Source organism: Limnohabitans rimovensis (SeqCode), from assembly GCF_965234775.1.
GTDB classification, from domain to species: Bacteria; Pseudomonadota; Gammaproteobacteria; order Burkholderiales; family Burkholderiaceae_C; genus Limnohabitans; species Limnohabitans rimovensis.
Genome location: NZ_OZ248567.1, coordinates 86,443 through 109,667, shown reverse-complemented (window position 1 = coordinate 109,667; position 23,225 = coordinate 86,443). Strand labels below are relative to the sequence as shown.

General features: G+C 61.2%; 25 protein-coding genes. 5 read left to right on the top strand and 20 right to left on the bottom strand.

The window, feature by feature from the left end; translation table 11 throughout:
* Positions 1-35: 35 nt before the first annotated feature.
* The 7 genes from AC8GFZ_RS12490 to AC8GFZ_RS12460 all read right to left on the bottom strand — a co-directional run bounded on the left by AC8GFZ_RS12490 (position 36) and on the right by AC8GFZ_RS12460 (position 6,210).
* A complete protein-coding gene (locus AC8GFZ_RS12490; protein WP_506645226.1) occupies positions 36-1,250 on the bottom strand; it encodes an amino acid ABC transporter substrate-binding protein in 1,215 nt (404 codons plus the stop codon).
* Between the two features lie 46 nt (positions 1,251-1,296).
* A complete protein-coding gene (locus tag AC8GFZ_RS12485) occupies positions 1,297-1,812 on the bottom strand; it encodes a VOC family protein (protein ID WP_506645225.1) in 516 nt (171 codons plus the stop codon).
* A gap of 98 nt (positions 1,813-1,910) precedes the next feature.
* Complete coding sequence (locus AC8GFZ_RS12480; RefSeq protein WP_506645336.1) at positions 1,911-2,951, bottom strand: CDP-6-deoxy-delta-3,4-glucoseen reductase; 1,041 nt, start codon at positions 2,949-2,951, stop codon at positions 1,911-1,913.
* Positions 2,952-3,065: 114 nt separating this feature from the next.
* Positions 3,066-3,965, bottom strand: a complete 900-nt coding sequence (locus AC8GFZ_RS12475) for a uracil-DNA glycosylase (protein WP_506645224.1) — start codon at positions 3,963-3,965, stop codon at positions 3,066-3,068.
* Positions 3,962-4,444 (bottom strand): ribosomal protein S18-alanine N-acetyltransferase, encoded by a 483-nt coding sequence (rimI, locus tag AC8GFZ_RS12470; protein ID WP_506645223.1) that lies wholly within the window; start codon positions 4,442-4,444, stop codon positions 3,962-3,964. The genes AC8GFZ_RS12475 and rimI overlap by 4 nt, the downstream gene beginning before the upstream one ends.
* A gap of 39 nt (positions 4,445-4,483) precedes the next feature.
* Positions 4,484-5,230: a tRNA (adenosine(37)-N6)-threonylcarbamoyltransferase complex dimerization subunit type 1 TsaB gene (gene tsaB / locus AC8GFZ_RS12465; protein WP_506645222.1), complete on the bottom strand. Its 747-nt coding sequence runs from the start codon at positions 5,228-5,230 to the stop codon at positions 4,484-4,486.
* Positions 5,227-6,210, bottom strand: a complete 984-nt coding sequence (locus tag AC8GFZ_RS12460; RefSeq protein WP_506645221.1) for a DMT family transporter — start codon at positions 6,208-6,210, stop codon at positions 5,227-5,229. The genes tsaB and AC8GFZ_RS12460 overlap by 4 nt, the downstream gene beginning before the upstream one ends.
* Before the next feature lie 129 nt (positions 6,211-6,339).
* Between AC8GFZ_RS12460 and dacB the strand changes: the two genes are divergently transcribed.
* Entirely contained in the window at positions 6,340-7,827 is a 1,488-nt protein-coding gene (gene dacB / locus AC8GFZ_RS12455; protein WP_506645220.1) for a D-alanyl-D-alanine carboxypeptidase/D-alanyl-D-alanine endopeptidase, read from the top strand.
* A 120-nt stretch (positions 7,828-7,947) separates the two neighbouring features.
* Here the strand turns inward: dacB and AC8GFZ_RS12450 are convergent, their stop codons facing one another.
* From AC8GFZ_RS12450 to purE, 4 genes are read right to left on the bottom strand one after another with little or no spacing between them, the layout of a single operon-like run.
* Positions 7,948-9,231, bottom strand: coding sequence for a hypothetical protein (locus tag AC8GFZ_RS12450; protein ID WP_506645219.1), 1,284 nt, complete (start codon positions 9,229-9,231; stop codon positions 7,948-7,950).
* Positions 9,232-9,264: 33 nt separating this feature from the next.
* Positions 9,265-10,389: an L-threonylcarbamoyladenylate synthase gene (locus AC8GFZ_RS12445; RefSeq protein ID WP_506645218.1), complete on the bottom strand. Its 1,125-nt coding sequence runs from the start codon at positions 10,387-10,389 to the stop codon at positions 9,265-9,267.
* 7 nt (positions 10,390-10,396) lie between these two features.
* Positions 10,397-11,629 (bottom strand): 5-(carboxyamino)imidazole ribonucleotide synthase, encoded by a 1,233-nt coding sequence (locus AC8GFZ_RS12440; protein WP_506645335.1) that lies wholly within the window; start codon positions 11,627-11,629, stop codon positions 10,397-10,399.
* Positions 11,630-11,667: 38 nt separating this feature from the next.
* Positions 11,668-12,162 (bottom strand): 5-(carboxyamino)imidazole ribonucleotide mutase, encoded by a 495-nt coding sequence (purE, locus tag AC8GFZ_RS12435; protein WP_506645217.1) that lies wholly within the window; start codon positions 12,160-12,162, stop codon positions 11,668-11,670.
* Between the two features lie 65 nt (positions 12,163-12,227).
* Between purE and trxA the strand changes: the two genes are divergently transcribed.
* Positions 12,228-13,184, top strand: a complete 957-nt coding sequence (gene trxA / locus AC8GFZ_RS12430; RefSeq protein WP_506645216.1) for a thioredoxin — start codon at positions 12,228-12,230, stop codon at positions 13,182-13,184.
* 68 nt (positions 13,185-13,252) lie between these two features.
* Positions 13,253-13,471: a DUF433 domain-containing protein gene (locus AC8GFZ_RS12425; RefSeq protein WP_506645215.1), complete on the top strand. Its 219-nt coding sequence runs from the start codon at positions 13,253-13,255 to the stop codon at positions 13,469-13,471.
* Between the two features lie 235 nt (positions 13,472-13,706).
* Here AC8GFZ_RS12425 and AC8GFZ_RS12420 read toward each other — a convergent pair whose 3' ends face one another.
* The 6 genes from AC8GFZ_RS12420 to pyk form a co-directional block, all read right to left on the bottom strand.
* A complete protein-coding gene (locus AC8GFZ_RS12420; RefSeq protein ID WP_506645214.1) occupies positions 13,707-13,907 on the bottom strand; it encodes a type II toxin-antitoxin system VapB family antitoxin in 201 nt (66 codons plus the stop codon).
* A 90-nt stretch (positions 13,908-13,997) separates the two neighbouring features.
* Complete coding sequence (locus AC8GFZ_RS12415; RefSeq protein WP_506645213.1) at positions 13,998-14,894, bottom strand: phosphoribosylaminoimidazolesuccinocarboxamide synthase; 897 nt, start codon at positions 14,892-14,894, stop codon at positions 13,998-14,000.
* 27 nt (positions 14,895-14,921) lie between these two features.
* The gene (gene vapC, locus AC8GFZ_RS12410) at positions 14,922-15,329 is read right to left on the bottom strand and encodes a type II toxin-antitoxin system VapC family toxin (protein WP_506645212.1); all 408 of its coding nucleotides are present in this window, start codon (positions 15,327-15,329) and stop codon (positions 14,922-14,924) included.
* Positions 15,326-15,592 (bottom strand): type II toxin-antitoxin system VapB family antitoxin, encoded by a 267-nt coding sequence (locus AC8GFZ_RS12405; RefSeq protein ID WP_506645211.1) that lies wholly within the window; start codon positions 15,590-15,592, stop codon positions 15,326-15,328. The genes vapC and AC8GFZ_RS12405 overlap by 4 nt, the downstream gene beginning before the upstream one ends.
* A gap of 68 nt (positions 15,593-15,660) precedes the next feature.
* Positions 15,661-16,725, bottom strand: coding sequence for a class II fructose-bisphosphate aldolase (fba, locus tag AC8GFZ_RS12400; protein ID WP_506645210.1), 1,065 nt, complete (start codon positions 16,723-16,725; stop codon positions 15,661-15,663).
* A 131-nt stretch (positions 16,726-16,856) separates the two neighbouring features.
* Positions 16,857-18,290 (bottom strand): pyruvate kinase, encoded by a 1,434-nt coding sequence (pyk, locus tag AC8GFZ_RS12395; protein ID WP_506645209.1) that lies wholly within the window; start codon positions 18,288-18,290, stop codon positions 16,857-16,859.
* A gap of 203 nt (positions 18,291-18,493) precedes the next feature.
* On the opposite strand from pyk, the gene AC8GFZ_RS12390 reads away from it, so the two are divergent.
* Positions 18,494-19,579 carry a fatty acid desaturase gene (locus AC8GFZ_RS12390; RefSeq protein ID WP_506645208.1) on the top strand — a complete coding sequence of 362 codons (1,086 nt, stop codon included), beginning with the start codon at positions 18,494-18,496 and terminating at the stop codon, positions 19,577-19,579.
* Between the two features lie 486 nt (positions 19,580-20,065).
* Here AC8GFZ_RS12390 and istB read toward each other — a convergent pair whose 3' ends face one another.
* From istB to AC8GFZ_RS12375, 3 genes are all read right to left on the bottom strand, one after another.
* Complete coding sequence (gene istB, locus AC8GFZ_RS12385; RefSeq protein ID WP_506645207.1) at positions 20,066-20,875, bottom strand: IS21-like element helper ATPase IstB; 810 nt, start codon at positions 20,873-20,875, stop codon at positions 20,066-20,068.
* Complete coding sequence (gene istA / locus AC8GFZ_RS12380; RefSeq protein ID WP_506645206.1) at positions 20,865-22,376, bottom strand: IS21 family transposase; 1,512 nt, start codon at positions 22,374-22,376, stop codon at positions 20,865-20,867. Before istA ends, istB begins: the two co-directional genes overlap by 11 nt.
* A gap of 154 nt (positions 22,377-22,530) precedes the next feature.
* Positions 22,531-22,755, bottom strand: coding sequence for a DUF433 domain-containing protein (locus AC8GFZ_RS12375; RefSeq protein ID WP_506645205.1), 225 nt, complete (start codon positions 22,753-22,755; stop codon positions 22,531-22,533).
* A 269-nt stretch (positions 22,756-23,024) separates the two neighbouring features.
* Between AC8GFZ_RS12375 and AC8GFZ_RS12370 the strand changes: the two genes are divergently transcribed.
* Positions 23,025-23,222, top strand: coding sequence for a DUF2283 domain-containing protein (locus tag AC8GFZ_RS12370; protein WP_506645204.1), 198 nt, complete (start codon positions 23,025-23,027; stop codon positions 23,220-23,222).
* Positions 23,223-23,225 lie beyond the last annotated feature (3 nt).

The window sequence follows — 23,225 nt, the reverse complement described above, 5'->3', positions numbered from 1 at the left end:
GTGTTGGGGGACCCCACCCATCGGGTGGGCAAGCCTCAAGGCGAAATCAGTTTGGCGCCCGGTGCGGCCGAGTCGCGCGGCCACACCACCACCCACTTGCCGTTTTGCACCTGCTTGACGCGGTACAAATCGGAGCCCTTCATGAAGTTGTTGGTGCCGTCCCAGCGCACCTTGCCGATGATGGTGTCGACCTGGTTCTTTTTCAGCCAAGCGGCCAAGGTTTTGTCGTCCAGGCTTTTGGTGGCGGTGACCGCCGCATCCAGCACCTGCCAAGTGGCATAGGCCACAGACGAGAACAACTCCACCGAGGTGTCGGGCAAGTTGGCCTTGGCTGCGCGCTCGTTGAACTGTTTCACAAACTCGGCAGCGACAGGGTTGGTGGTGAAGGGCGGGTGCTCTTCAAACACGGTGAGCGCCAGCACGCCCTTGCCATCGGGCGACTTGAGCATGGGGCCAGATGCCGGGAAGGCAATGAAGAACTGCGGCGGCACATAGTCGATTTTTTTCATCGCGTCGAGCAACAAGTTGCCGTCCAGGCCCACGCCGCCGACCCACACCATATCGGCCTTGGCTTCTTTCACCCGGGCTGCAATGGCACCGAAGTCGCGGTTGCCGAACTCCCACTCCAGGTAGACGGCCTCGGTCAAGCCCCGCTTTTTCATGGCCTCACGCGCGCCCTGGGTGACAAAGTTCACCGAGGCAAATTTGCTGGTCAGCACGGCCACGGTTTTGGGCGCTTTGGCGCCAGAGGCTACGGCATCGAACACCAAATTGGGCCAGGTGCTCTCGATCTCGTAGGCTTGGCCGCCCACCGAAAACAACATGTCGTATTTGGCCAAGGCGGGCAGGCCAAAGGTGTTGTGCAACAGCAATTTGCTGTAGCGCTGGGCAATGCCCATGGCCGACAAAATATTGGGCGTGGCGTAAGGGCCCATCAGCAAGTCGACCTTGTCCACGGTGACCAACTGCTCGTACAAGGTGCGCGCCACATCGGGCTTGGACTGGTCGTCTTTGAGCACCCACTCCACCGGGCGGCCCATCCAACCACCGCGCTTGTTGAGTTGTTCCAGGTAAATCTCGCCAGCGATTTTTTGCATCACCGCCGAGGCACTCAAGGGGCCCGTGAGCGCCAGTGAGCCACCCACTTTGATGGGTGTGGTTTGGGCCATGGCCGGCGCGGCCCACATGGCAGCGCACAAGCTGGCAGCGCCAGCCAAGGCGGCGCCCCAGCGTTGAAAAGGTTTGAACATGTTGATCTCCGTAAGAATGGTTGGAATGAATCGACCGATGACTGAATCAGTTTTTGAGCTCTTCCAGGTTGGCGGCGTCACCCTCTTCTTCCATGGTGAAGCGGTCGCCAAAGTCAAAGAAGTCGTCATGCTGAAAGCCGTTGGCGTAGTGTTGGACTTCCCACCAGTTGTGGTCCAGGTCTTCGAGGTAGAAGCTGTAGACGCCGTGCATCTCTTGCACCGGCAAGACCTGGCGGATTTTGTATTTGTCTTTGTGGGCCAAGGCCTTGGCATGGGCTTCGTCAACTTCGGCGCGGGTGGCCACGTCCACGCCCCAGTGGTTGAGCAAGCTGCAGGGGTGGATTTGGTCACCCACCTCGACACACACCACATGGAAGCGCATGCCTAAGCGAATGACCATGGCGGGCTTGCCATGGCGCACGCATTCCAGGCCCAAAAATTCTTCGTAAAAACGCCGCGAGGCTTTGAGGCTGTAGACCTCCAAGGTGCCGTGGCTCATGCAATAAGGCTTGATGACGGATTGGCGTTCTTGGGGCACAACGGTGCAGTTGTCGGGCAGCATGGGCAAGTCTCCTATGGGCAGTTAAATCAAACGAGGGCAGGGTTGAACAGGGCCGCTTGCGCAGCCAGGCCTGGGCCTGGGGTCTAGGGTGGGGGCTTTCATGGGGCGTTGCTCGCTTGGTCAGCGGCGCTCAAAAACGAGTCGGCATAAAACTGAGCTTCGCTCAAATGGGCTTGGGCCACAAAATCGCGCCGCGCTGCCTCGACCATCACGGGGGCCCCACAGGCATACACCTGCATGGCGCTCAAGTCGGGGTGGTCTTGCAGCACCGCTTGGTGCACCAAGCCGGTTCGCCCAGACCAAGCGTCGGCGTCGGTGGCATCGCTCAGTACCGGTGTGAAGCGGATGTGCGCATGCGCTTCGGCCCAGGCCTGGGCCTGCTCGGCACGGTACAGGTCTGCGCGGCGGCGACCGCCCCAATACAAGTGGATGGGCCGGGTGATGCCGCGCGCCACACTGTCGGCGACCATGGCTTGGATGGGCGCAAAACCGGTGCCCGAGCACAGCATGACCATGGGCGCCGTGCTGTCTTCGCGCAAATAAAACGAGCCCAAGGGCATTTCGATTTGCCAAATTTCGCGCAGCTTCATGGCACCAAACACATGGTCGGTGAACACGCCACCGGGCATGTGGCGGATGTGCAGCTCGAGCTGGCGCACCCCAGCGGCCTCGGGCATGGTGGCGATGGAGTAGCTGCGCCGCGTGCCATCGGGGCGCAACACATCGATGAATTGGCCGGCGCGAAACTGCACTGGCTCGTTGGCCGGCAAGCCCACAGTGACGATGCGCACATCGGGTGTGGGTGTGTCAAACGACAGCACCCGTGCGGGCATGCGCTGCGGGCTGAGGTGCCGATCGGGGTCGATCTCTTCCACCTCGACCACCAGGTCGCTCAAGGGCGTGGCGCAGCACAACAAGGCATGGCCTTGGGCGCGCTCGGCCTCCGAGAGGTATTTCACATGGGCGTCACCAAAGTCCACCTGACCTGACACCACCCGGCCCTTGCAGGTGCGGCACATGCCCGAGCGGCAACTGAAGGGCAAGCGCAGGCCTGCGGCCAAGCCGGCTTTCAAAATGGCTTGGCCCGGCGCACAGTCAAAGCTGCTGGCGCTGGGGTGAAGGGTCACGCGGTGGGTCATGGCAAACAAAAAATCATGGCAGGGGCTGCGCATGAAGACCGTGCGTGTCGCACCGCCCTCTTGCAAAACAGAGGGCAAGTGTTGTCGAAAAACCCCCGCTGCCCGCCTAGGGATTTACCCGGCATGCCCCAGGGCCAAGGTGCGCGCCATGCACCAGTCGGCCCAGGCCTTGGCTTTGTCGGCAGGGGTGCGCATCAAATACGCGCTGGGGTAGGTCACCACGACGGGTATGCCCTGGTGCTGCCACACCTGTTGGCGCAAACGCCCCAGCGGCAAACCAGCGATGCGCTCGGCATCTGGGCGCAACACGCTTTGCGCCGCCACCAGGCCCATGGCCACGATCACCTTGGGTCGCAACAAGGCGATTTGCCGCGCCAGGTGCGGCTCGCACATGGCCAACTCGGCGGCTTGCGGGTTGCGTTCTTGGGGTGGCGCGCATTTGAGGGCAGAAGTGATGAAAACGCTATGGCCCAAGGGGCCCAAGCCCTCGCGCTGCAAGCCCACGGCGCGCAAGATGTTGTCGAGCAATCGGCCCGGATCACCCACCATCGGCAATCCCTGGGCCTGGTCTTCGGCAGTGGGCGCGGCCACCACCACCAACCAATCGGCCTGCGCCACGCCAAGGTCCGCTGGGGCCATCGCCCCATCACCCGCACTTTGATCAGGTTCGGGTGTGCCTTGGCCCCAGACCACTTGGCTGCGGGTGCTGCCCAGGGCGCAGGCCTGGCATTCACCCACCGCCACCTTCAAGGCACCCCAGCCCAAATCGGCCACCCGATCGCGCTGGGCCTGCAAGGTCGTGCCATCGGCCCCCTCGGGTGAATCGCTTGTCGCCTTGGCCGTCGTTGCGCTGGGTCTTGGGGCCCCAACGGACTTCACTGCGTGCGGGGGAGATGGCGCGTCCGGTGGTCGTGCTCCACCCTGGGACATCGTGTCGGCGCTGTGTGATGGCCACACGCGGATGTGCATCTCCGCGAGCATGGCGCGTTGGCGCTCGTCCAGGTGCAGGCTCACAGCGTCAACCCCATGACCACCGCATCTTCGCGTTGTCCGCGCCCGGCCGGGTAGTAGTTTTTGCGCTCGCCCACCGTTTCAAAGCCCCAGTGGGTGTAGATGTCGCGTGCGGCAGCATTGCTGCGGCGCACCTCCAGCCACATGCGTTCGGCCCCCAGCTGGGCTGCCCAAGCGCACAGGTGTTGCCACAGGTGGTGCCCGTGGCCTTGGCCTTGAAGGTGTCGCGCCACGGTGATGTTGAGCAGGTGCGCTTCTTGCACACCCGCCATGGCCACCACATAGGCGCACAGATCGCCGCCATGGTGCAAACACTGCGCGTGGTAACCGGCGACCAAGGCGTCGGCAAAGTTGCCCCGCGTCCAGGGGTGGGGGTAGACCTGTTGCTCGAGCAAGACCACCGCGTCCAGATCGGACGCCAGCATGGGCCGCAGGGCCAATGCGGGAGGCGCGTGCATCAAGGTGTGGGCGAGGGCAGACATGGCGCCATTGTCCGACATGGGCCTGGGCCCGGTCTGGTGTCAGGTGGACGCGCTGTGGGCTTTGGCTTGGGCGCGCTCAGCGCTGGTCTGGGCGACCTTGTCGCGCAAATACAGCGGCAAGGCCAAGGCGGGCGGCACCTCAGCGCCTTCGGCCTGGGCTTGGTCGGCCAAGCGCAGCAAGGCACTGGCCGTGGGGTGGGCTGGCAACCAGGTCAGTGCAGCACCGCCCAGGTCGGGCAACAAGCCCTGCGCCATGCCCACCGCCCACACGGGCTGCCCCGACCAGGCCAGGGGCAGCGCGCAGTCGGCGGGGTTTTGCACCGCCGGTGCTTGCAATGTGTGCCAACGGCCAGCGCGGTGTTCGTAAGCCGCGGTGTAGAGCTGGCCCATGCGGGCGTCGATCACCGCATAAAACCGCACGGTGCCCGCCACTTCAGACCCAGGCTTGGCCTCGGACCCGCCCGCCGCGCAGATGTCGCGCCCCTCTTCGGCCAGCGCCAGCAAGGTGTCGATGGGCAAGATGCCCACGCCCAAGCCAAACGCCAGGCCTTGCGACACCGAACACGCGGTGCGCAAGCCCGTGAACGAACCCGGCCCACGGCCCATGGCGATCACACCGATATCGTTCAGTGCCAAGTCCGCTTGCGCCAGCACCTGGTGCACGGCGGCCAGCAAACCGGTCGAGGCCTGGGCCCCACCCGGGCCTTGGTGCGACCACACCTGACCGCGTGCCGACACGGCCACCGACAGTTGTTCGGTGCTGGTCTCTATGGCCAAGCGCTTCATGCGGCTTTGGCCGGTGCCGGCTTGGCGGCCCACACGCCGGCCAAAATGCCCAAGGTGACGCACACCAAGCCGCCCACCAAGTGCGCGTTCAGGGGCTCGCCCAAAATCAGCACCGCGCACATGGCCGAGGTGGACGGCACCACCGAGGTGATCATGCTGGTGCGCACCGGGCCGTAGTGGCGCACCATCTGGCTGAAAGAAATGCCTGACACCACGACCGAAATGGCCCCTTGGAAAAATGCCTGAAAACCCATCTCTGACCACGAGGCTTGGGGCAGGGCCGAGGTGATCCATCCCAAGGCCCAAGCCAGCGCATAGGCGGGCACCAAAATGACCAAGGCCACCACCGTGGTGGCGATGGTGGCGCGCACTGGGTCGACCTGGTGGCGCTTGAGCATCACGCTGTAGCAAGCCCAACTGAAAGCGGTGGCCATGAAACACAGGTCCCCGCGCCACACGCCGCTGCCATCAAAGGCTTGGCGCAGGCTGTTCCAGCCCACCACTGCGTCGCCCACCAAGATCAGCAACAAACCCAGCGCCCGCCGGGCCCCAATTTGCTCATGCAACCAAATCCAGGCCACCAGGGTCGACCACAGCGGCAAACTGCCGGTCAAAAACACCGAGGCATGGCCGGCCGGGGCCAAGAAAAAAGCCGAAAACGAAAACAAACCAAACAGCACCCCGCCAGTGAGGCCCAGCCCCAAGCTCAGGCCCAAGGGCAAGGGCGAAAAACCGCCAAAGCTCGACGCCATGCCGGGTTGGCCACGTTGGCGCGCCACCAACCACAGCCCCCACGGCAGCAACACCACGCCCGCACCCAGGTAGCGCAACAAGGCCAAGTCGAACGGCTGCAAGGTGTGCGCGGCAGAGGCGCGCGAGATGATGATGAACGATGTCCACACCACGATGGTGGTGAGCGCGGCCGCAGCGCCTTTTTGGGCAGGGCTCAAACGGCCCAGGCCGAAGGGTGTTGGTGTCATGCGGTGATTATCCGGGTGAAGCCGCCAACGCCCATCGGGCAGAAATTTTCGTCAAACCTCTTCTCTGCCGTCGCTGTCACCGGCGCAGATAATCTGCGCATGCTCAATCATTCTGGCCCTGTTTGGAAAATGCTTTTTTCTGCATTTTGTGTGGCGACTTGGGGTGTGCACACCTGTGCTGGAGCGCAAACCACCACACGGGTGGCCCCACCTCCCCCCACTGAAACCGGAACCCCTGCGCCACGACAGGGGCACACCGCGTGGCCGACCGAATTGGCTCAAGCCCTGGAGCGCCTCAAAATCCCCGCCGACGCCGTGAGCGTGGTCATCCTCGACCCGCAACGGCCCGAATCCGCGATCTGGCAGCACCGACCCGAGGTCAGCGTCAACCCGGCTTCGCTGATGAAGTTGGTCACCACCACTGCCGCGCTGGATTTGCTGGGGCCGGCTTTCACTTGGAACACGCCGGTGTATGTTGATGGCCCGATCAAAGACGGTGTGTTGCAAGGCAACGTTTACCTGCGCGGTCAAGGCGATCCGCGCTTGGTGGTTGAGCGGCTTTGGCTGCTGCTGCGCCGTTTGCAAGCGCAGGGTGTGGCGCGCATCCAAGGCGACATCGTGCTCGACCGCAGTGCCTTTGCGCTGGCCCCGCGCGACCCGGCCAGCTTTGACGGCGAGCCGCTGCGGCCTTACAACGCCGCGCCGGATGCGCTGCTGATCAACTTCAAATCCATCGTGCTGGGCTTTGTGCCCGATGCCGCGGCCAAAGTGGCCCATGTCCAACTCGAACCCCCACTGGCCGGTGTCAGCCACACCACCAGCGTGCCCTTGGCGAGCGGGCCCTGCACCGACTACCGCGCCAGCTTGCGCGCCGACTTTCAAGATGCCGAACGCATTCGATTGCTCGGCAACTACCCGGCCAGTTGCGGCGAGCGCGCTTGGCCCCTGGCCTATGCCGACCCCGCCAGCCACAGCCGCCGCGCCGTGGCCGCGATGTGGCAATTGGTCGCGGGCCCCCAAGGCTTGAGCGGCACGGTGCGCGACGGCACGGTACCGCCGGATTTGCGCCCCTTGTTCCAGTTTGAATCGGCCCCACTGGGCGAGTTGATCCGCGACATCAACAAGTTCAGCAACAACGTGATGGCGCAGCAGTTGTTTTTAACGCTGGGCTTGCAACAGCGTGGCGTGGGCAGTTTGGAGGCCTCGCGCGAAGTGGTGCTGCGCTGGTGGCGCGAGCGTTTGGGCGAGCCCTTGCCGGTGCTGGACAACGGCTCGGGCCTGAGCCGTGAAGAACGCAGCTCTGCACAGGGATTGGCGCGCTTGCTGCTGTGGGTGCACCGCAGCCCCTTTCAGGCCGAGTTGGTGGCCTCGCTGCCCCTGAGCGGCCAAGACGGCACCTTGCGCCGCAGCCGCGCCCAAGCCAGCGCCCACCTCAAAACCGGCAGCTTGCGCGATGTGTCGGGGGTGGCTGGTTTTGTGCACAGCCCCGGTGGCAAAACCTGGGTGCTCGTGGCCCTGGTCAACAGCCCGCACGTCACTGGCGCCAATGCCCGGGCCTTGTTTGATGTGTTGGTGGACTGGAGCGCCAAGCAGGCCGATCGCCCAGTCAAGCCGTGAAACGCGATGGTCTTAAGCCTGCTCGCGTGGGCCTAAAAATCCAGGGTCAGGCGTTGAAGGTGGGGATAGCGGCGAGCCCACCGCCACACGTGGCATGGCTGGTGAGAAGTTTGACAAAGCTCAGTTGATCCAAGCGGCCAAGCGCATGCGCGCCAAAGCCTGGCTGTAAAACTGGCCTTGCATGGAAGGTGTGAAGTTCACGCCGTCGGCGTAGACATAGGTCGATGTGTTTACGCCGCCAACAGTAGCGGTGGTGCACAAGGCTGCTGACAAACGACCCGCAGGCACAGTTCCCACAGCGGCAGCGGGTTTGAGGCCGGTGCCATTGCTTTTGGCGATCACGGTGGTGGCGGTGTTGGTGGTCGCCGCACACACCGCACTGGATCGGTTGGCAAAAGTGGTGTTGGTGCCATCGGTCAAGGTGTTGACCAGACCACTGATCTCTACAAACAGCACCGGGTTGTTGGTCTTGTTGCCAAACGTGGCTTGGATGCGCGCCAAGCCCTCAGAGCCCATGGAGGTCACGCCCGAGCCTGTGTTGTAGCTCAGGTTTTGCAGCAATGTGGCACTTCCGGTCTCGGCCGCCCAGGGGCTGCGACCCACATTGGGCGGACCCACGATGAGCACGTATTTGGCGCCGGCATCGGTCAGGCGCTTGACCTGCGCGGCCAAGGCGTCCGCAGCGGTTTGCATGCGGGCATTGATTTGCGTTGCGGTCAAGGTACCGCCCAGCAAGGTTCGCAAGTCATCAAAGCCGTCGTACGGGGTGGTGGTTGTGCCTTGGATGCCCGTGGCCATGATGTCCCCGGTGCCGATCGAGATGACAAACAAGTCATTGGAACTGGGGGTGCCTTGGGCCAAAAACAAATCAATTTGGGCTTGCAGGTTGTATGCGCAATACGCATTGGCGGCGGCTCCAGCCGTGCGAGTGGCTTTGCTGGCCGCCACTTTTTGACAACCCCGGGCATCGGAAGCTTGCAAGGTGCCGTCAGTCGGTTCTGATGTGCCCGCACCAAAGGCGGCCGCACCTGACACCAAAGCCCCAAACTCGCCATAACTATAGGCACCGCTACTGGGTAAACGGCCAGCGGTCAAATTATCCAAGGCATAAGAGACAGACCCGAAGCCAAAATTACTGGCGATTGCTTCAATGAATGTGGTCCCAACATTAAAAGCCGTGGCCGTTTCAACTTGGTTTACAGTGAATCGGTATTTGGTGCCAGCGTTGTTCGCATCCACCCGCCCCGTTTGCCCCACGTCCACCAGCGCATCGCCAAACGCCACGATGCGCGTCGGGGTGATGGGGTCGTAAGTGCTGGCCGAGCCGCAGCCCCACAGGCTGAGCGTGCCGGCGATCAAGCCGACGCAGGCCAAATAGCGTGCGAAGCGGTGGGTCTGTTTCATGGTGGCAATCGGTGCTGAAAGCAAAGCCAGAGTTTAACGATATTGGGGGAGGTCGCTGTCCCCCGCCTGGGCGGCAGCGGCAGCGCGTTGCAAGCGGTCGCGCACACCGTCCCAATCCGGTCCTGACGGTGGGTTTTCAACCCATATTTCGGCCACGCCCGCGTCGTCGCATTGGCGCATCCAGGCAAACAACATCTGGGCGGCTTGGGCCGCTCTTTCGGGCATGGGGTGGTGCTGCACGCCGGGCCCGTGCACCGGTTGGTGCGACCAAATCGCCACGCCCGAACCCCGTGGCAAGTTGCCCGCATCCAACCGGGCTTGCATGTGCGCGATGCTGAGCAAGCGCACCGTGGCGCGCGGTGCATAGTGCGCGGCCAAGGTGCCCGAGGCCTTGGGGGCAGGGGCGGCCAGACCTTTGCCCGCCACCGCCTGGGGCGCATCGGCGGCGAAAGCTGGCTGCGCAGGGTGAGCGCCCGCTGCGTCAAAAGAAACCTGAACACCTGAGTTATCCGAGCCGCCCTGGGGCCACACGGTTTGCCCGGCGGCCGCGCTGAGCGCGTCCAGCGCCAGCATGCCAGGGCGCAGCAAAACCGGTGCACCTCGGCTGCAGTCGATGATGGTGGACTCAATGCCCACCGCACAAGCGCCGCCATCGAGCACCAGCAGATCGCTGCCCAACTCTTGCACCACATGGGCGGCGGTGGTGGGGCTGACGCGGCCAAAGCGGTTGGCACTGGGTCCGGCCACGCCTGTCACGCCCAAGGTGAGTGCCTGCTTCAAAACCGCCCGCGCCACCGGGTGCGAAGGGCAGCGCAAGCCGACCGTGGCCTGCCCGCCCGCAGCGTGCTCGGCCACGCCAGCGCGGCGCGGCAAGATCAGGGTCAGCGGCCCGGGCCAAAAGGCGTCCATCAATCGGCGGGCAAAGTCGGGCACCTCGGCGGCAAACACAGCCACTTGGTCGATGGACAACACATGCACGATCAGCGGGTGGTCGCTGGGCCGGCCTTTGGCGGCAAACACCTGGGCCACGGCAGCGGGGTTGTTGGCGTCGGCCCCCAAGCCGTAGACCGTCTCGGTGGGCAGGCCGATCAATCCCCCGTCGCGCAAGCGCTGGGCGGCCAAGGCCACGGCCTGGTCATCGGTGCCGAGGTAAATCATGCGCGGCTCACCACGGCGCCAGCCCCAGGCACTGCGCCGCTTGCCGCGCCACATCGCGGGCTTGACCCAAGGTGGCGGCGGTGCAAGTGAGGTGGCCCATCTTGCGCCCCCGGCGCGGCTGGGTTTTGCCATACAGGTGCAGGTGCACGCCGGGCAAGGCCAGCACAGCGGCCCAATCGGGCTCTCGGGCTGATTCGGTGGCTGGGTGCGTTTTCTTGTCCTGTTGGTCAGGCACACCAGCGGGCTCAGCCCCAGGCCACCACAGGTCACCCAAGAGGTTGAGCATCACGGCCGCGCTGTGGGCGCGTGGCGGCACTAAGGGCAAGCCCGCCATGCAGCGAACCTGCAAGTCAAACTGCGACACGTCGCAGCTGTCGATGCTGTGGTGCCCGCTGTTGTGCGGGCGCGGCGCGATTTCGTTGACCACCAAGCTGGCCTTGCCGCCGGGTGCGTCGGGGCGCAGCACAAAAAACTCCACACACAACACACCCACGTAATCCAGGCCTTGGGCCACATCGCGGGCGGCGGCCAAGGCTTGGTCTGCCAGTGCGGTATCGAGCGCGCCGTCGCCCACCTCGGTCACCGCCAAGATGCCATCGCGGTGCAGGTTGGCTTGCACCGGCAAGTGCACCACCTGGCCGTCGTGTCCGCGCGCCAAAACCACCGAGCATTCGGCGGCCAGGGGCAGCATTTTTTCCAGCACACACACGGTGGCGCTTGGTGTGGCATGGCCTGGGTCACCGCTTTGCATGGCCTGCCAAGCTGCCAACAATTCTGCGCGGTTGGCGACCCGGGCTTGGCCTTTGCCGTCGTAGCCCAAGCGGGCGGTTTTGAGGATGCCGGGCAGCAAAGCCTCGCTCACCGCAGCCACATCGGCGGCATGGGTCAGCACCGCATGCGGTGCCACCGGCACGCCGCAGCGGGTGAAATGGGCCTTTTCTTGCGCCCGGTCTTGGGCCACCGCCACCGATGCCGCGCTGGGGGACACGGGTCGGGTCTGGGCCAACTGCGCCAGGGCCTGGGCGGGCACGTTTTCAAATTCGGTGGTGATGGCCGCGCACTGCTGGGCCATTTGCGCCAGGGCCTGCGGGTCCAGGTAATCGGCGCACAGGTGCAGGTGGCTCACCCAACCGGCGGGGCTGTGCGGGTCCGGGTCGAGCACCGCAGTTTGGTAGCCCAGGGTCTGCGCGGCATGCGCCCACATGCGGCCCAACTGACCGCCGCCGAGCACCCCCAGCATGGCCCCGGGTGGCACAGGGGTGCGCAAGGGTGGTGGGCTCACGCCAGCGGGGGCAGCGTCATCTGCCGGGCTGCGTCGGTTTGGCGTTGGCGAAATGCTTGCAAGGCCTGGGTCAAAGCGGGGTTGCCGTGCGCCAACATGGCCACCGCAAACAAGGCCGCATTTGCCGCACCGGCCTGGCCAATGGCAAAGGTGGCCACCGGAATGCCCTTGGGCATTTGCACAATGCTGTGCAGCGAATCCACGCCTTGCAAATGCTTGCTCGGCACCGGCACGCCCAGCACCGGCAGCGTGGTTTTGGCCGCCAACATCCCCGGCAAATGCGCTGCGCCACCGGCACCCGCGATGATGGCGCGCAGGCCCCGGCCGTGTGCGGCCTCGGCGTAGGCAAACATGTCATCGGGCATGCGGTGGGCCGAAACCACCCGGGTTTCGAAGGCGACGCCAAATTCCTGGAGAATCAGGGCTGCGTGTTGCATGGTGTCCCAGTCTGAACTGGAGCCCATGACAACGCCCACGTGCGGTTGAGTCATGTTGTAGGGCAGGCAAGCTGCGTGTGGTCAATGTTGAATTTTAAGGTTTCACCCCGGACACCCCCATGATTGATGTGACTGTAGAAAATTTCGAAGCCGAGGTGCTGCAAGCCTCGTCCCAAATCCCTGTGTTGGTCGACTTTTGGGCGCCCTGGTGCGGCCCGTGCAAATCGCTCGGCCCCGTGCTGGAAAAGCTTGAGGCCGATTACGGCGGCCGCTTCAAACTCGTCAAGATCAATTCAGATGACGAGCAGCAAATCTCTCAGGCTTTTGGCATCCGCTCCATCCCAACCTGCGTCTTGCTCAAAGATGGCAAACCCGCCGACGGCTTCATGGGCGCGCTGCCCGAGGGCAAGGTGCGCGAGTTTTTGGACAAGCATTTGCCCAGCGCCGACGAGTTGATCGCCGAAGAAGACCTGAGCGAGGCCGAGCAACTGCTGGCCCAGGGCGACACCTCATCCGCCCTGGCCAAGCTACAAGAGGCCTTGGCCGTCAACCCCGCCAACGACGAAGCCCGCTTTGACTATGTGAAGCTGCTCATCGCCATGGGCGAATTGGAAACAGCCCAAGCCGCTCTGGCCCCGGCGCTGGCGCAAATCCCTTTGCAATTGCGCTTTGACGCGCTGCACCACTGGCTGCAAGCCATGGTGTTTGCCACCACCGACGAGCGCGGCCAGTGGGAATTGGCGCAGTTTGACGCCGTGATCGAGAAAAACAAACGCGACTTCGACACCCGCTTGGCCAAAGCCCGTTTGCTCATGGCCGCCGGCCAATGGACCCAGGCCATGGACGAGTTGCTCGAGATCATCATGCGCGACAAAGCCTGGTCCGACCAAGCCGCGCGCAAACACTTTGTCGCCATCTTGGAGTTGCTCACCCCGCCCAAGGCCAAAGGCGATGCGCCCGTGCCCGGCAAATCGGCCGGTGGCATCGAACTCACCGGCAAAGCCGCCGCCATCGAAGACCCGCATGCCGAAATGCTCTCGCGCTACCGGCGCAAGCTGAGCATGGCGCTCAACTGAGGTTGTTGCGCTTCGGATGCGCAACGTTTCAAGCCCTGAAGACTAAACTTCAAGCTCCGGAGGTAACCATGGACGCATCACTCACCAAGAGAGACCCAGAGATCATGCACGGAGCGCTCTGCTTCACGGGCACCCGAGTCCCTGTGAAGAACCTGTTCGACTACCTTGAAGGTTCGTCTTCATTGGAGGCTTTCCTCGAAGACTTCCCATCGGTGTCTCGCCAGCGCGCGGTGGCTGTGCTCGAAGCGGCCCGAGAGAGCCTGGCTAGCGATGCGCCTGCTGCTTGACGAGTGCGTGCCCGCGCGCTTGCGGCCACGGGGTTCGATGCCTTCATAACAGTCGATAAGAATCTTTCGTATCAACAAAACACCTCTAACTTGCCGGTTGCCGTGTTGGTGCTGGACGCGGTTTCAAACGAGTTGCCATACTTGCTGAAGCTCATTCCCGCCTTGGAGGCTGCGCTGGCCAACCTCAAGCCAGCCAGTTACGTTCTATTGAAGGCTGATGTCTAGCAGAGGAACGTCATGACCGGGAACGCTCCGCCTTGTAATCGTAAGTGACATCCCATTCCAACTTGCCAAACAAGTCAGCCACGCCTTTTTGCTCACGCCGGGCAATGAATTCTTTGAGCGCCAAAGTGACGGCGGCCTTTTTGGTGGGCTCGCCGCTGACGGCAACCGCTTTGTCCAAAAGTGCGGGGTCCAATGCAAGATTTGTGGCCACGTGGGTCTCCTTGTGTAAGAGTTTACACATCCTGACGGCTTCTAAGACCCTTTAGATTGCTTCAGGGTTACGCCCTTCGCAATGAAGAAATCAGTCGCGCAACCTCGTCCAAGCCTCTTGGTATTTGTCCGCCGTGAGCGAAATCACCTCTTGGGGCAGCACCGGCGCTGGCGCGGTTTTGTTCCACGCCGCGCCGTTCATCTGCGCGGTTTCCAGCCAGTCGCGCAAATACTGTTTGTCAAAGCTCGGTGGGTTGGCGCCTTCGCGGTAAGCGTCTGCCGGCCAGTAGCGGGATGAATCGGGGGTCAGCACCTCGTCCATCAGCACCAGCGTGCCCTCGGGGCTCAGGCCAAACTCAAACTTGGTGTCGGCAATGATGATGCCTTTGGCCGCTGCGATGTCATACGCGGTTTCGTACAGCGCGATGCTGATGCTGCGGATGCGCTCGGCCAAATCTGCGCCAATCATGGCCACGGTTTGCTCGAAAGAAATGTTCTCGTCGTGCTCACCCACCTCGGCCTTGGCGGCGGGGGTGAAGATGGGCTCGGGCAAGCGGGATGCGTTTTTCAAGCCCGCAGGCAGGGGCACGCCGCACACCGATTGGCTCTCTTGGTATTCCTTCCAACCGCTTCCTGCCAAATAACCGCGCACCACGGCTTCCACGGGGATGGGTTTCAAGCGCCGCACCAACATCGAGCGCTGGGTCACATATGGTTTTTCGGCGTCGCTCACCACGCTCTCAGGCGCGTCGCCCGTGAGGTGGTTGGGGCAAATATGCCCCAGCTTGTCAAACCAAAACAGCGCCATTTGCGTGAGCAACGCGCCTTTGCCGGGGATGGGCTCGCCCATCACCACATCAAACGCACTGATGCGGTCGGAGGCCACCATCAAGATGCGGTCTTCGCCGACCGCGTAGTTGTCGCGCACCTTGCCCCGCGCCAGCAGGGGGAGGGAGCCAAGGGTGTGGGTGTGCAAGGTGGGGTTCATGGGGAAATATTGAGTTTGTAGAAACAGTCATACCAATTGCAGTAGCGGCGCCACGCGTTGCAAGTGCACAAAGTCAGCGTCACGCGCCAGCAGGGGCAATTCTGCTTCCAAGGCACATGCGGCGACCACGCAGTCGATGGGGTTGTGCACCGGCAGGCCTTGCCAGCGGCAGCGGGCGTACAGCAAGCCCGCTTGGGCGTGCAGGTGGCCCCAGTCTTGGGGTTCGAACAGGTCCACGGTTTCCAAGGCGCTTTGCAGGGCCATGTAATGGTGCGGCGATCGCGCACCTTGCAGCAACTCTTGCAACACCACCGCAGGCATGAGCACGCCGTCCTCAGACTGCAAAGCGCGGCCCAGTGCGATGTCTTGCGCCGACCCGGTGGCACGCAAGTACTCCACCCAGGCCGAGGTGTCGACCAATACAGGTGAACTCACGCTTTGGCAACTTTGCGTTTGGCAGGGGCTGGCTCGGCCACGCGCTGTACCGGCATGGGCGTTTGGGAAAAGGCCTCGTTGGCGTCGTAGGTGTCGGCCAGCACACCGGTGCCGCGTAAGGCCATGATGGCGCTGTAATCGGGCTTGCGGATATAGGCTTTGAGGGCGGCCTCGATGGCGGCTTTTTTGGTTTTCACGCCAGCGCGCGCCATGACTTGGTTGACCAAGGCGTCATCCAAAACGATGTTGGTGCGGGTTTCCATGCGGGCTCCTGGGGAAAGGAGCCCTTATTTTATACACATTTTTTGTGTATAGACCGCCCCAAAGCGGCTCAATTCACCATTTGCGCCAACAAGCCTTGGCTGTATTTGGCGGCGATCATGGGCATGGGCGTGGCTTTGAATTTGCTGGCTTGGCCCTGGCACCCAAACTGGATGTAGCGCTCTTTGCAAATTTGCTTGGCCGCCTCGCGTGCCGGCTTGAGCCATTCGCGGGCGTCAAATTTTTCCGGGTTTTCGTGCAAAAACTGGCGCACGGCGGCGGTCATGGCCAAGCGGATGTCGGTGTCGATGTTGATCTTGCGCACGCCAAATTTGATGGCCTTTTGGATCTCTTCCACCGGCACGCCGTAGGTTTCTTTCATGTCGCCGCCAAACTGGCGAATCTTGGCCAGCAGGTCTTGCGGCACGCTGGACGAGCCGTGCATGACCAAATGGGTGTTGGGGATGCGCTTGTGGATGGCCTGGATGCGGTCGATCGCCAAAATGTCGCCCGTGGGCTTGCGCGAAAACTTGTACGCGCCGTGGCTGGTGCCAATGGCGATGGCCAAGGCATCGAGCTGGGTTTTCTTGACAAAGTCTGCCGCTTGTTCGGGGTCGGTGAGCAACTGCTCGCGCGTCATGGTGGCGTCCGTGCCGTGGCCGTCCTCTTTGTCGCCCTTCATGGTCTCCAGCGAACCCAGGCACCCGAGTTCACCCTCGACGGTGATGCCCAGCTTGTGCGCCATCGCCACCACCTCTTGGGTCACGCGCAAGTTGTATTCGTAACTGGCAATGGTTTTGCCATCGGCCTCTAAGCTGCCGTCCATCATCACCGAGCTAAAGCCCAGCTTGATCGCGCCTTCGCACACCGACGGGTTTTGCCCGTGGTCTTGGTGCATCACCAGCGGGATGTGCGGATAGGCCTCAATCGCCGCTTGGATCAGGTGCTTGATGAAGGGCTCGCCCGCATATTTGCGTGCACCGGCGCTGGCTTGCAAGATCACCGGTGCGCCGGTTTCGTCGGCCGCTGCCATCACCGCTTGGACTTGTTCGAGGTTGTTGACATTGAAGGCGGGGATGCCATAGCCGTGCGTGGCGGCATGGTCCAACAGTTCGCGCATGGAAACTAAAGCCACGGATATTCCTTTGGGGGGTTGATGGGGGGACAGTTGCTCGGGCTGGATTTTAGGTCAGGGCCAAGTGCGGGCTGGGGCCACGCTGGTGGACAGCGCACCGGCAAGGGGGCCCGCACCACGGTGGGTTGCGCTCAGGCCACCTTGCAAATCTTCAACATATTGGTGCCGCCGGGCGAGCCCATGGGCTCACCGCAGGTGATGGCGTACACATCGCCGGCTTGCATGATGCCGCGCGACTTCAGGTGCGCCTCGGCCTGGGCCAAGGCGGTGTCGCGGTCGGCGCTGGTGTCCATCAGCAAGGGGCGCACATTGCGGTACAGCGCCATCTTGCGCTGCGTGCTTTGTTGGGTGGTCAACGCGTAAATGGGGATGTGGATGCGGTGGCGGCTCATCCACAGCACGGTCGAGCCCGACTCGGTCAGCGCCACGATGGCCTTGGCCCCCAGGTGGTGGGCGGTGAACAAGGCCCCCATGGCAATGGTTTGATCAATGCGCGAAAAGGTTTTGCCGGTGAAATCGGCGTCCAGCTCCACCGACTCTGCCGACTCGGCGGCCAAGCAAATTTGCGCCATCTCGATCACCGTCTCCAGCGGGTACTTGCCGGCCGCCGTTTCGGCGCTCAGCATCACCGCGTCGGTGCCGTCCAGCACCGCATTGGCCACGTCGCTCACCTCGGCACGGGTCGGCACCGGGTTGGTGATCATGCTCTCCATCATTTGGGTCGCGGTGATCACCACCTTGTCCATCTCGCGGGCCATTTTGATCATGCGCTTTTGCAAGGCCGGCACGGTGGCGTTGCCCACCTCCACCGCCAAGTCGCCACGCGCCACCATGATGCCGTCCGAGGCGCGCAAAATTTCTTCCAAGCGCGGAATCGCCTCGGCGCGTTCAATTTTGGCGATCAGCCCCGGCTTGTGTTTGTATTGGGCCGCCGCCACATTGGCCAGCTGGCGCGCCATTTCCATGTCGGTGGCGTTTTTGGGGAAACTCACTGCCAAATAATCGGCCTGGAACGACATGGCGGTTTTGATGTCGTCCATGTCTTTGCCCGTCAAGGCCGGCGCGGTCAAGCCACCGCCCTTTTTATTGATGCCCTTGTTGTTGGACAACTCGCCGCCCATCTTCACCGTGGTGTGCACCTGCTCGCCCACCACTTTGTCCACCGTCAACACAATCAGGCCGTCGTTGAGCAGCAGCACATCCCCAGCCACCACATCGCGCGGCAGCTCTTTGTAGTCCAGGCCCACGCCGTGGATGTCGCCCATTTCGGTGCGCGAAGCGTCCAACACAAACGGCTGCCCGGACTCCAGCATCACCTTGCCCTGGGCAAACTTGCCCACCCGAATCTTCGGCCCTTGCAAATCGGCCATGATGGCCACCTCGCGCCCAGCGCGCTTGGCGGCCTCGCGCACCATGAGGGCGCGGTCAATGTGGTCTTGGGCGGTGCCGTGGCTGAAATTGAGCCGCACCACATTGACCCCGGCGCGGATCATCTCTTCCAAAATTTGGGGGGTGTTGGACGCCGGCCCGAGGGTGGCAACGATCTTGGTCGAACGGTATGGCATTCAAAGTCCTGGTTGGTATGGCTATCATTTTGACACGCAGCCATGACCGTGGCGTGAACCCGGCACCGGCCTGTCGCCCGGGCAAAGACCCTCTGACCACACCGCCAAGCGGGTTTTGTAGAATCGCCCGCACCCTGGCCCTGACCCTGAAACACAGATCAGGCCTATGTTGAGATGTTTTACCGCGTCCCCACGCCACCCAAATGACCCCCACCGAACAGCCCATCGCGCCCCACGAGCCCATGCCCCACCGCAAAGTCATCCGCGAATGGCTGGTGCCGCTGTCTGAACAAACCACCGTCAAGGCCTTGGTCTTGTTGGTCATCGACCTGTGCATCTGGGCAGCCCTCATGTTCGGAACCGTTGCCTTGACCGATTGGTGGGCCAAATTGCTCTGTGCCGTGGCGGCGGGCTTCATGATCGGGCGCTTGTTCATCATCGGCCACGACGCATGCCACCAAAGCCTGACCCCGCACCGGGGCCTGAACAAATGGGTCGGCCGCATTGCCTTCTTGCCCTCGCTCACCACCTACAGCCTGTGGGACATTGGCCACAACGTGGTGCACCACGGCTACACCAACCTCAAGGGTTTTGACTTTGTCTGGGCCCCCCTCACCCAAGAAGAATTTGCCCAACTCAGCCCCATGGGTCGTTTGCTCGACCGCATCTACCGCAGCGGCTGGGCCCCGGGTCTTTATTACATGATCGAAATCTGGTGGAAAAAAATGATTTTCCCCACCGCCAAAGAAATGCCCACCCGCCGCCCCATCTTCGTCAAAGACAGCTGGCTGGTCAGCGCCTTTGCCCTGGTCTGGTTGGGCGGCTTGGTCGGCGGGGCCGTGGCCTTTGACCAATCCATCCCCCTGGTGCTGCTCATGGGTGGCGTGGTGCCGTTTTTGTTCTGGTGCGCCATGATCGGTTTTGTGGTGTATGTGCACCACACCCACGTCAAAGTGTCCTGGCACGACGACCGCAGCGCCTGGTCCAAGGCCCAGCCCTTTGTCTCCACCACCGTGCACCTGACCTTTCCCTTCCAGTTTGGCGCCTTGATGCACCACATCATGGAGCACACCGCCCACCATGTGGACATGAGCATCCCCTTGTACAAGCTCAAGCAAGCCCAGGCCAAACTGGAAAACCTGTTGCCCGGGCGCATCATCGTGCAGCGTTTTTCATGGCGCTGGTACTTCCAAACCGCGCGCGATTGCAAGCTGTACGACTTCACCCGCCAGTGCTGGACCGACTACAAAGGTCGCGCCACCAGCATGCCCAACCCCCAAGCCGCTTAACCAGGCCGCTTAAACCAAGCGGCGCCATTCAAGCCGCGCAAATCAAGCGGCGAGACCCCCGTCGCTTCACGCCTGCGACGCCAACCCCGGCCGATGCACGGGCCGCCTGTCGGTTGAACCGTCCCCGGCCACCCCGGCGCACCACCCAGCCACCTGCGCTGTGCCCCAGGCGTCCTACGCGCGCCCTTGAAATTTCGCCCGCGGCAAGCTGTGACTGACGCGCCCATGGGTGCCAACTGGCCATGCCATGGGTCATTGGGCATGCGCATGGGGCATCAAAACCGACTTATATGTAATCAATTGTTTCAAACAATTCACAAATACTGTAATCTTGTGTTGGAATTGATATTTATGTGAGTATTGGTGAATAATCAAGGCCTTGCGTTAATTGCGTGTCGACCGTGCAAGCCTTGGGTGTTGATGCATCTATCAAACTGAGCCAAGTTTCACATCAAATATTGAGCCACTTGGTTAATGGTTTTTCTCTTACTCAGTTGTGGATAAGTCTAATGGTATTGAGGGTTCGGTTGTTCCTTTCTTGGGTTTGGCTTTGGGTGTTTTGACTTGAGCACTTGAATTTCTGAATCTCCAGCTCTGATTGCCCGTTTCCACAATGTGACAGTGATGGGTAAGTCTATCGAGCAGCGCTGTTGTCATCTTTGCGTCTCCAAACACGCTGGCCCACTCCGAGAAGTTCAGGTTTGTCGTGATGACCACGCTGGTGCGCTCATACAGCTTGGAGAGCAAGTGAAACAGCAGTGCCCCTCCTGACTGGGTAAAGGGTAAGTAGCCCATCTCATCCAGGATCACCATATCAACGTACATCAGCTTACTGGCTAGATTACCCCCCTTGCCCTGCGATTTCTCCAGTTCAAGCATGTTGACTAACTCTACTGTTGAGAAGAAGCGAACCCGTTTGCTGTGCACTCGAATGGCCTCTATGCCAATACTTGTTGCCAGATGTGTCTTCCCAGTGCCAGGGCCCCCAACAAAGATGACGTTTTGGGCTGACTCTATGAATTTCATACTGTGCAACTCCCGCACCAGCGTCTCATCGACCTGCGCCTCATCGAACGTAAAGCCAGTCAAATCTCGGTGCGCCGGGAATCTGGCAGCTCTCATTTGATAAGCTGTTGACCTCATATCCCGATACCCACTTTCTGCCTTGAGCAGCTGGTTCATCAATGTCTCATGGTCGAGAGACTTCAGGCGTGCAGTTCCAAGCACTTCTGGCCACGCACTAGCCATGCCATGCAAACTCATCCCCTTCAAGGCGGCAACAACATCATTCGACATGGTCGCCTCCCTTGTTCGGTCGCAAGGCGTCATAACGATGGACATTGGCTTGAGATGGATCAACCAGTTCAATGCCTACCGCAAGCTCCTGAACTTGCTTCGATGGCTCTTGTAGGCGTGACAAGATATTGAGAATGTGCTCTGCGCTAACCCGCCCAGCTTGTAATGCCAACTCAACGGCTACGAGAACGGGCTCTATGCCATGCAAAGTGACAGCGCTGAGTACTTTAGCCATCACCCGATCACCCCCTGGGTGCTTCAGAAGCTGACGCTGTAACTCCAGCAAAGGTTCAGGCATTGTTTTGAAGGGGGCTCCATTGCGTAATGCACCAGGCTTTCTCTCAACCAGGCTGATGTAGTGCGTCCAGTCGTAGATCGTTTGATCCCGCTCAAAGCTCCTTTTGAGAGTGACACACTCCCCATCAGCAGCCACAACCAGCAAATGGGCCGGGTAGATCCGTAGACTCACGGTACTGTTGAGCCACTCGCAAGGCACGCTGTAGCGATTGCGTTGGTAGTGAATCAAAGATGTCGGTGAGACCAGTACAGGTTGTTCGATGTAGCCGTTAAACGGTGTCGGGCATGGCATCAAGCGAACCTGTTCGTCTTGCCAGATATCTGCCACCGTCAATTCAGGCCATTCAGGGTGTTTCATCTCCTGCCATGTCGTCAGGCAAGCCTCACGAACCCAAGCATTCAACTCATCCAAACTGACCCATCGTCGCTCGCCAACCTCACGCCAGATACCTCTTCGGCGATCCTGAACGTTCTTCTCAACAATGCCTTTCTCCCAGCCTGCCGCTCGGTTGCAGAATTCAGGCTCGAAGAGATAGTGCCCTGTCATTGACTCAAAGCGAGCATTGATGCTGCGCTGCTTGCCAGCCCCAACCTTGTCTACCGCGGTCTTCATATTGTCGTAAATGCCACGCTTTGGAATCCCTCCAAATATCTCAAAGGCTCGCGCGTGAGCATCGAACAGCATCTCGTGAGACTGGGCGTAATACGCCACCATCACAAATGCTCGACTTGCTGCCAGCTTGACGTGCGCCACCTCCAACCGTCTGCGTAGCCCCTCGATAACGGCGTACTCGCAGCTCCAGTCAAATTGAAACGCCTCCCCAAGCTCATAGCTCATCGGGACGAATCCAGCATTCCTTGGCTTGTGAATTTGTGCTTCACGCCAGTACTTGCAGAACTCATACACCGGCCCCCGCGAGCCGCTATAGCCCAAAGCACGAATTGCCTCAAATAACGCTTTGGTAGTTCGACGCTCCCGTTTGCCTCTGTGGGCATCGGTCTTGAGCCAGTTAATCAACTGCTCTTTATAGGCGTCAAGAATGGACTCTGAAGTTGCCCGCTTAGGGTACTTGGGCTCAGCCATCTCATTCATAGCCAGCCAACGAGTCGCAGTGTTACGGGCAATTCCAAGCTTCTTGGATGCCTCGCGTACCGATAGCCCATCTCGATGGACCATGCGGCGCAATTTACTCAGTGTTCCCACGTTAATCACTCCAGTGCACTCCCGCCTAAAAAATAAGCAGAACATGCGGTTAACGTGGCTCAAATTTCGACGTGAATTCGCCTCAGAATGGCTCAGTTTTCAAAATGAATCAACACGCAAACCCTTCTTGGCAATTGGGCGTCTACCAAAAACCTCATGCAGCAAGTTGGTCAATGCGGTTGATATGCGCCAACCGCGCCGCGTAGGACAGGACAGCCAAGATGTCCTCACGGTTCAAGTCTTCATAGTCAGACAAAATGTCGTCAACGGTCATGCCGCTGGCCAACCATTCCAAAACACTTTCGACCGGATAGCGCAAGCCACGAATACATGGCTTGCCATGACAGATGTCGGGGTTGATGGTGATGAGGGGGTTCATCGGTGAAAGGCCTTTCATCAAGAACTGCTGCTAGCAAGCTAAACCAATTATGTACCGATTGAACCTCGGGTATCGTTGTGGTGAAGTGATTGATGCTTTCAGGCAGCCATGATGCTGATCGATCAAAACATCGCGAATGGGGGGCGGGTGTTGTGAAAGGGGCTTTAGGTCAAAAGCTGGAGGATTGACACGTCACGGCAACGCGGTTTAGAGTGATTGCATGTGTCGTTAAAACCGTGATGTATCACTTTGACCTGGAGTATTAAGCCATGCGAACCACCTACCATGAAGCGGACGATATTTTGATCGTGCATCTTTCAGACAAGCCGATCGTTCGCGAGGTTTCGCAAGACTGGAACACACACATCAGCTATGCGGCAGACAACACAGCGGTTGAGTTGGTGATTTTGGATGCGCGCGCCAAAGGTGCTTTTCCTTTAGAGATGTTGCACGGCCAAGCCGCGTAGGAC

Excerpts from the sequence above, each read along its gene's own strand:
- AC8GFZ_RS12490 (WP_506645226.1), bottom strand. The coding sequence starts at position 1,250 with ATGTTCAAACCTTTTCAACGCTGGGGCGCCGCCTTGGCTGGCGCTGCC.
- AC8GFZ_RS12485 (WP_506645225.1), bottom strand. The coding sequence starts at position 1,812 with ATGCTGCCCGACAACTGCACCGTTGTGCCCCAAGAACGCCAATCCGTC.
- AC8GFZ_RS12480 (WP_506645336.1), bottom strand. The coding sequence starts at position 2,951 with ATGACCCACCGCGTGACCCTTCACCCCAGCGCCAGCAGCTTTGACTGT.
- rimI (WP_506645223.1), bottom strand. The coding sequence starts at position 4,444 with ATGTCTGCCCTCGCCCACACCTTGATGCACGCGCCTCCCGCATTGGCC.
- tsaB (WP_506645222.1), bottom strand. The coding sequence starts at position 5,230 with ATGAAGCGCTTGGCCATAGAGACCAGCACCGAACAACTGTCGGTGGCC.
- AC8GFZ_RS12460 (WP_506645221.1), bottom strand. The coding sequence starts at position 6,210 with ATGACACCAACACCCTTCGGCCTGGGCCGTTTGAGCCCTGCCCAAAAA.
- dacB (WP_506645220.1), top strand. The coding sequence starts at position 6,340 with ATGCTTTTTTCTGCATTTTGTGTGGCGACTTGGGGTGTGCACACCTGT.
- AC8GFZ_RS12450 (WP_506645219.1), bottom strand. The coding sequence starts at position 9,231 with ATGAAACAGACCCACCGCTTCGCACGCTATTTGGCCTGCGTCGGCTTG.
- AC8GFZ_RS12445 (WP_506645218.1), bottom strand. The coding sequence starts at position 10,389 with ATGATTTACCTCGGCACCGATGACCAGGCCGTGGCCTTGGCCGCCCAG.
- AC8GFZ_RS12440 (WP_506645335.1), bottom strand. The coding sequence starts at position 11,629 with ATGCTGGGGGTGCTCGGCGGCGGTCAGTTGGGCCGCATGTGGGCGCAT.
- purE (WP_506645217.1), bottom strand. The coding sequence starts at position 12,162 with ATGACTCAACCGCACGTGGGCGTTGTCATGGGCTCCAGTTCAGACTGG.
- trxA (WP_506645216.1), top strand. The coding sequence starts at position 12,228 with ATGATTGATGTGACTGTAGAAAATTTCGAAGCCGAGGTGCTGCAAGCC.
- AC8GFZ_RS12425 (WP_506645215.1), top strand. The coding sequence starts at position 13,253 with ATGGACGCATCACTCACCAAGAGAGACCCAGAGATCATGCACGGAGCG.
- AC8GFZ_RS12415 (WP_506645213.1), bottom strand. The coding sequence starts at position 14,894 with ATGAACCCCACCTTGCACACCCACACCCTTGGCTCCCTCCCCCTGCTG.
- AC8GFZ_RS12405 (WP_506645211.1), bottom strand. The coding sequence starts at position 15,592 with ATGGAAACCCGCACCAACATCGTTTTGGATGACGCCTTGGTCAACCAA.
- pyk (WP_506645209.1), bottom strand. The coding sequence starts at position 18,290 with ATGCCATACCGTTCGACCAAGATCGTTGCCACCCTCGGGCCGGCGTCC.
- AC8GFZ_RS12390 (WP_506645208.1), top strand. The coding sequence starts at position 18,494 with ATGACCCCCACCGAACAGCCCATCGCGCCCCACGAGCCCATGCCCCAC.
- istB (WP_506645207.1), bottom strand. The coding sequence starts at position 20,875 with ATGTCGAATGATGTTGTTGCCGCCTTGAAGGGGATGAGTTTGCATGGC.
- AC8GFZ_RS12375 (WP_506645205.1), bottom strand. The coding sequence starts at position 22,755 with ATGAACCCCCTCATCACCATCAACCCCGACATCTGTCATGGCAAGCCA.
- AC8GFZ_RS12370 (WP_506645204.1), top strand. The coding sequence starts at position 23,025 with ATGCGAACCACCTACCATGAAGCGGACGATATTTTGATCGTGCATCTT.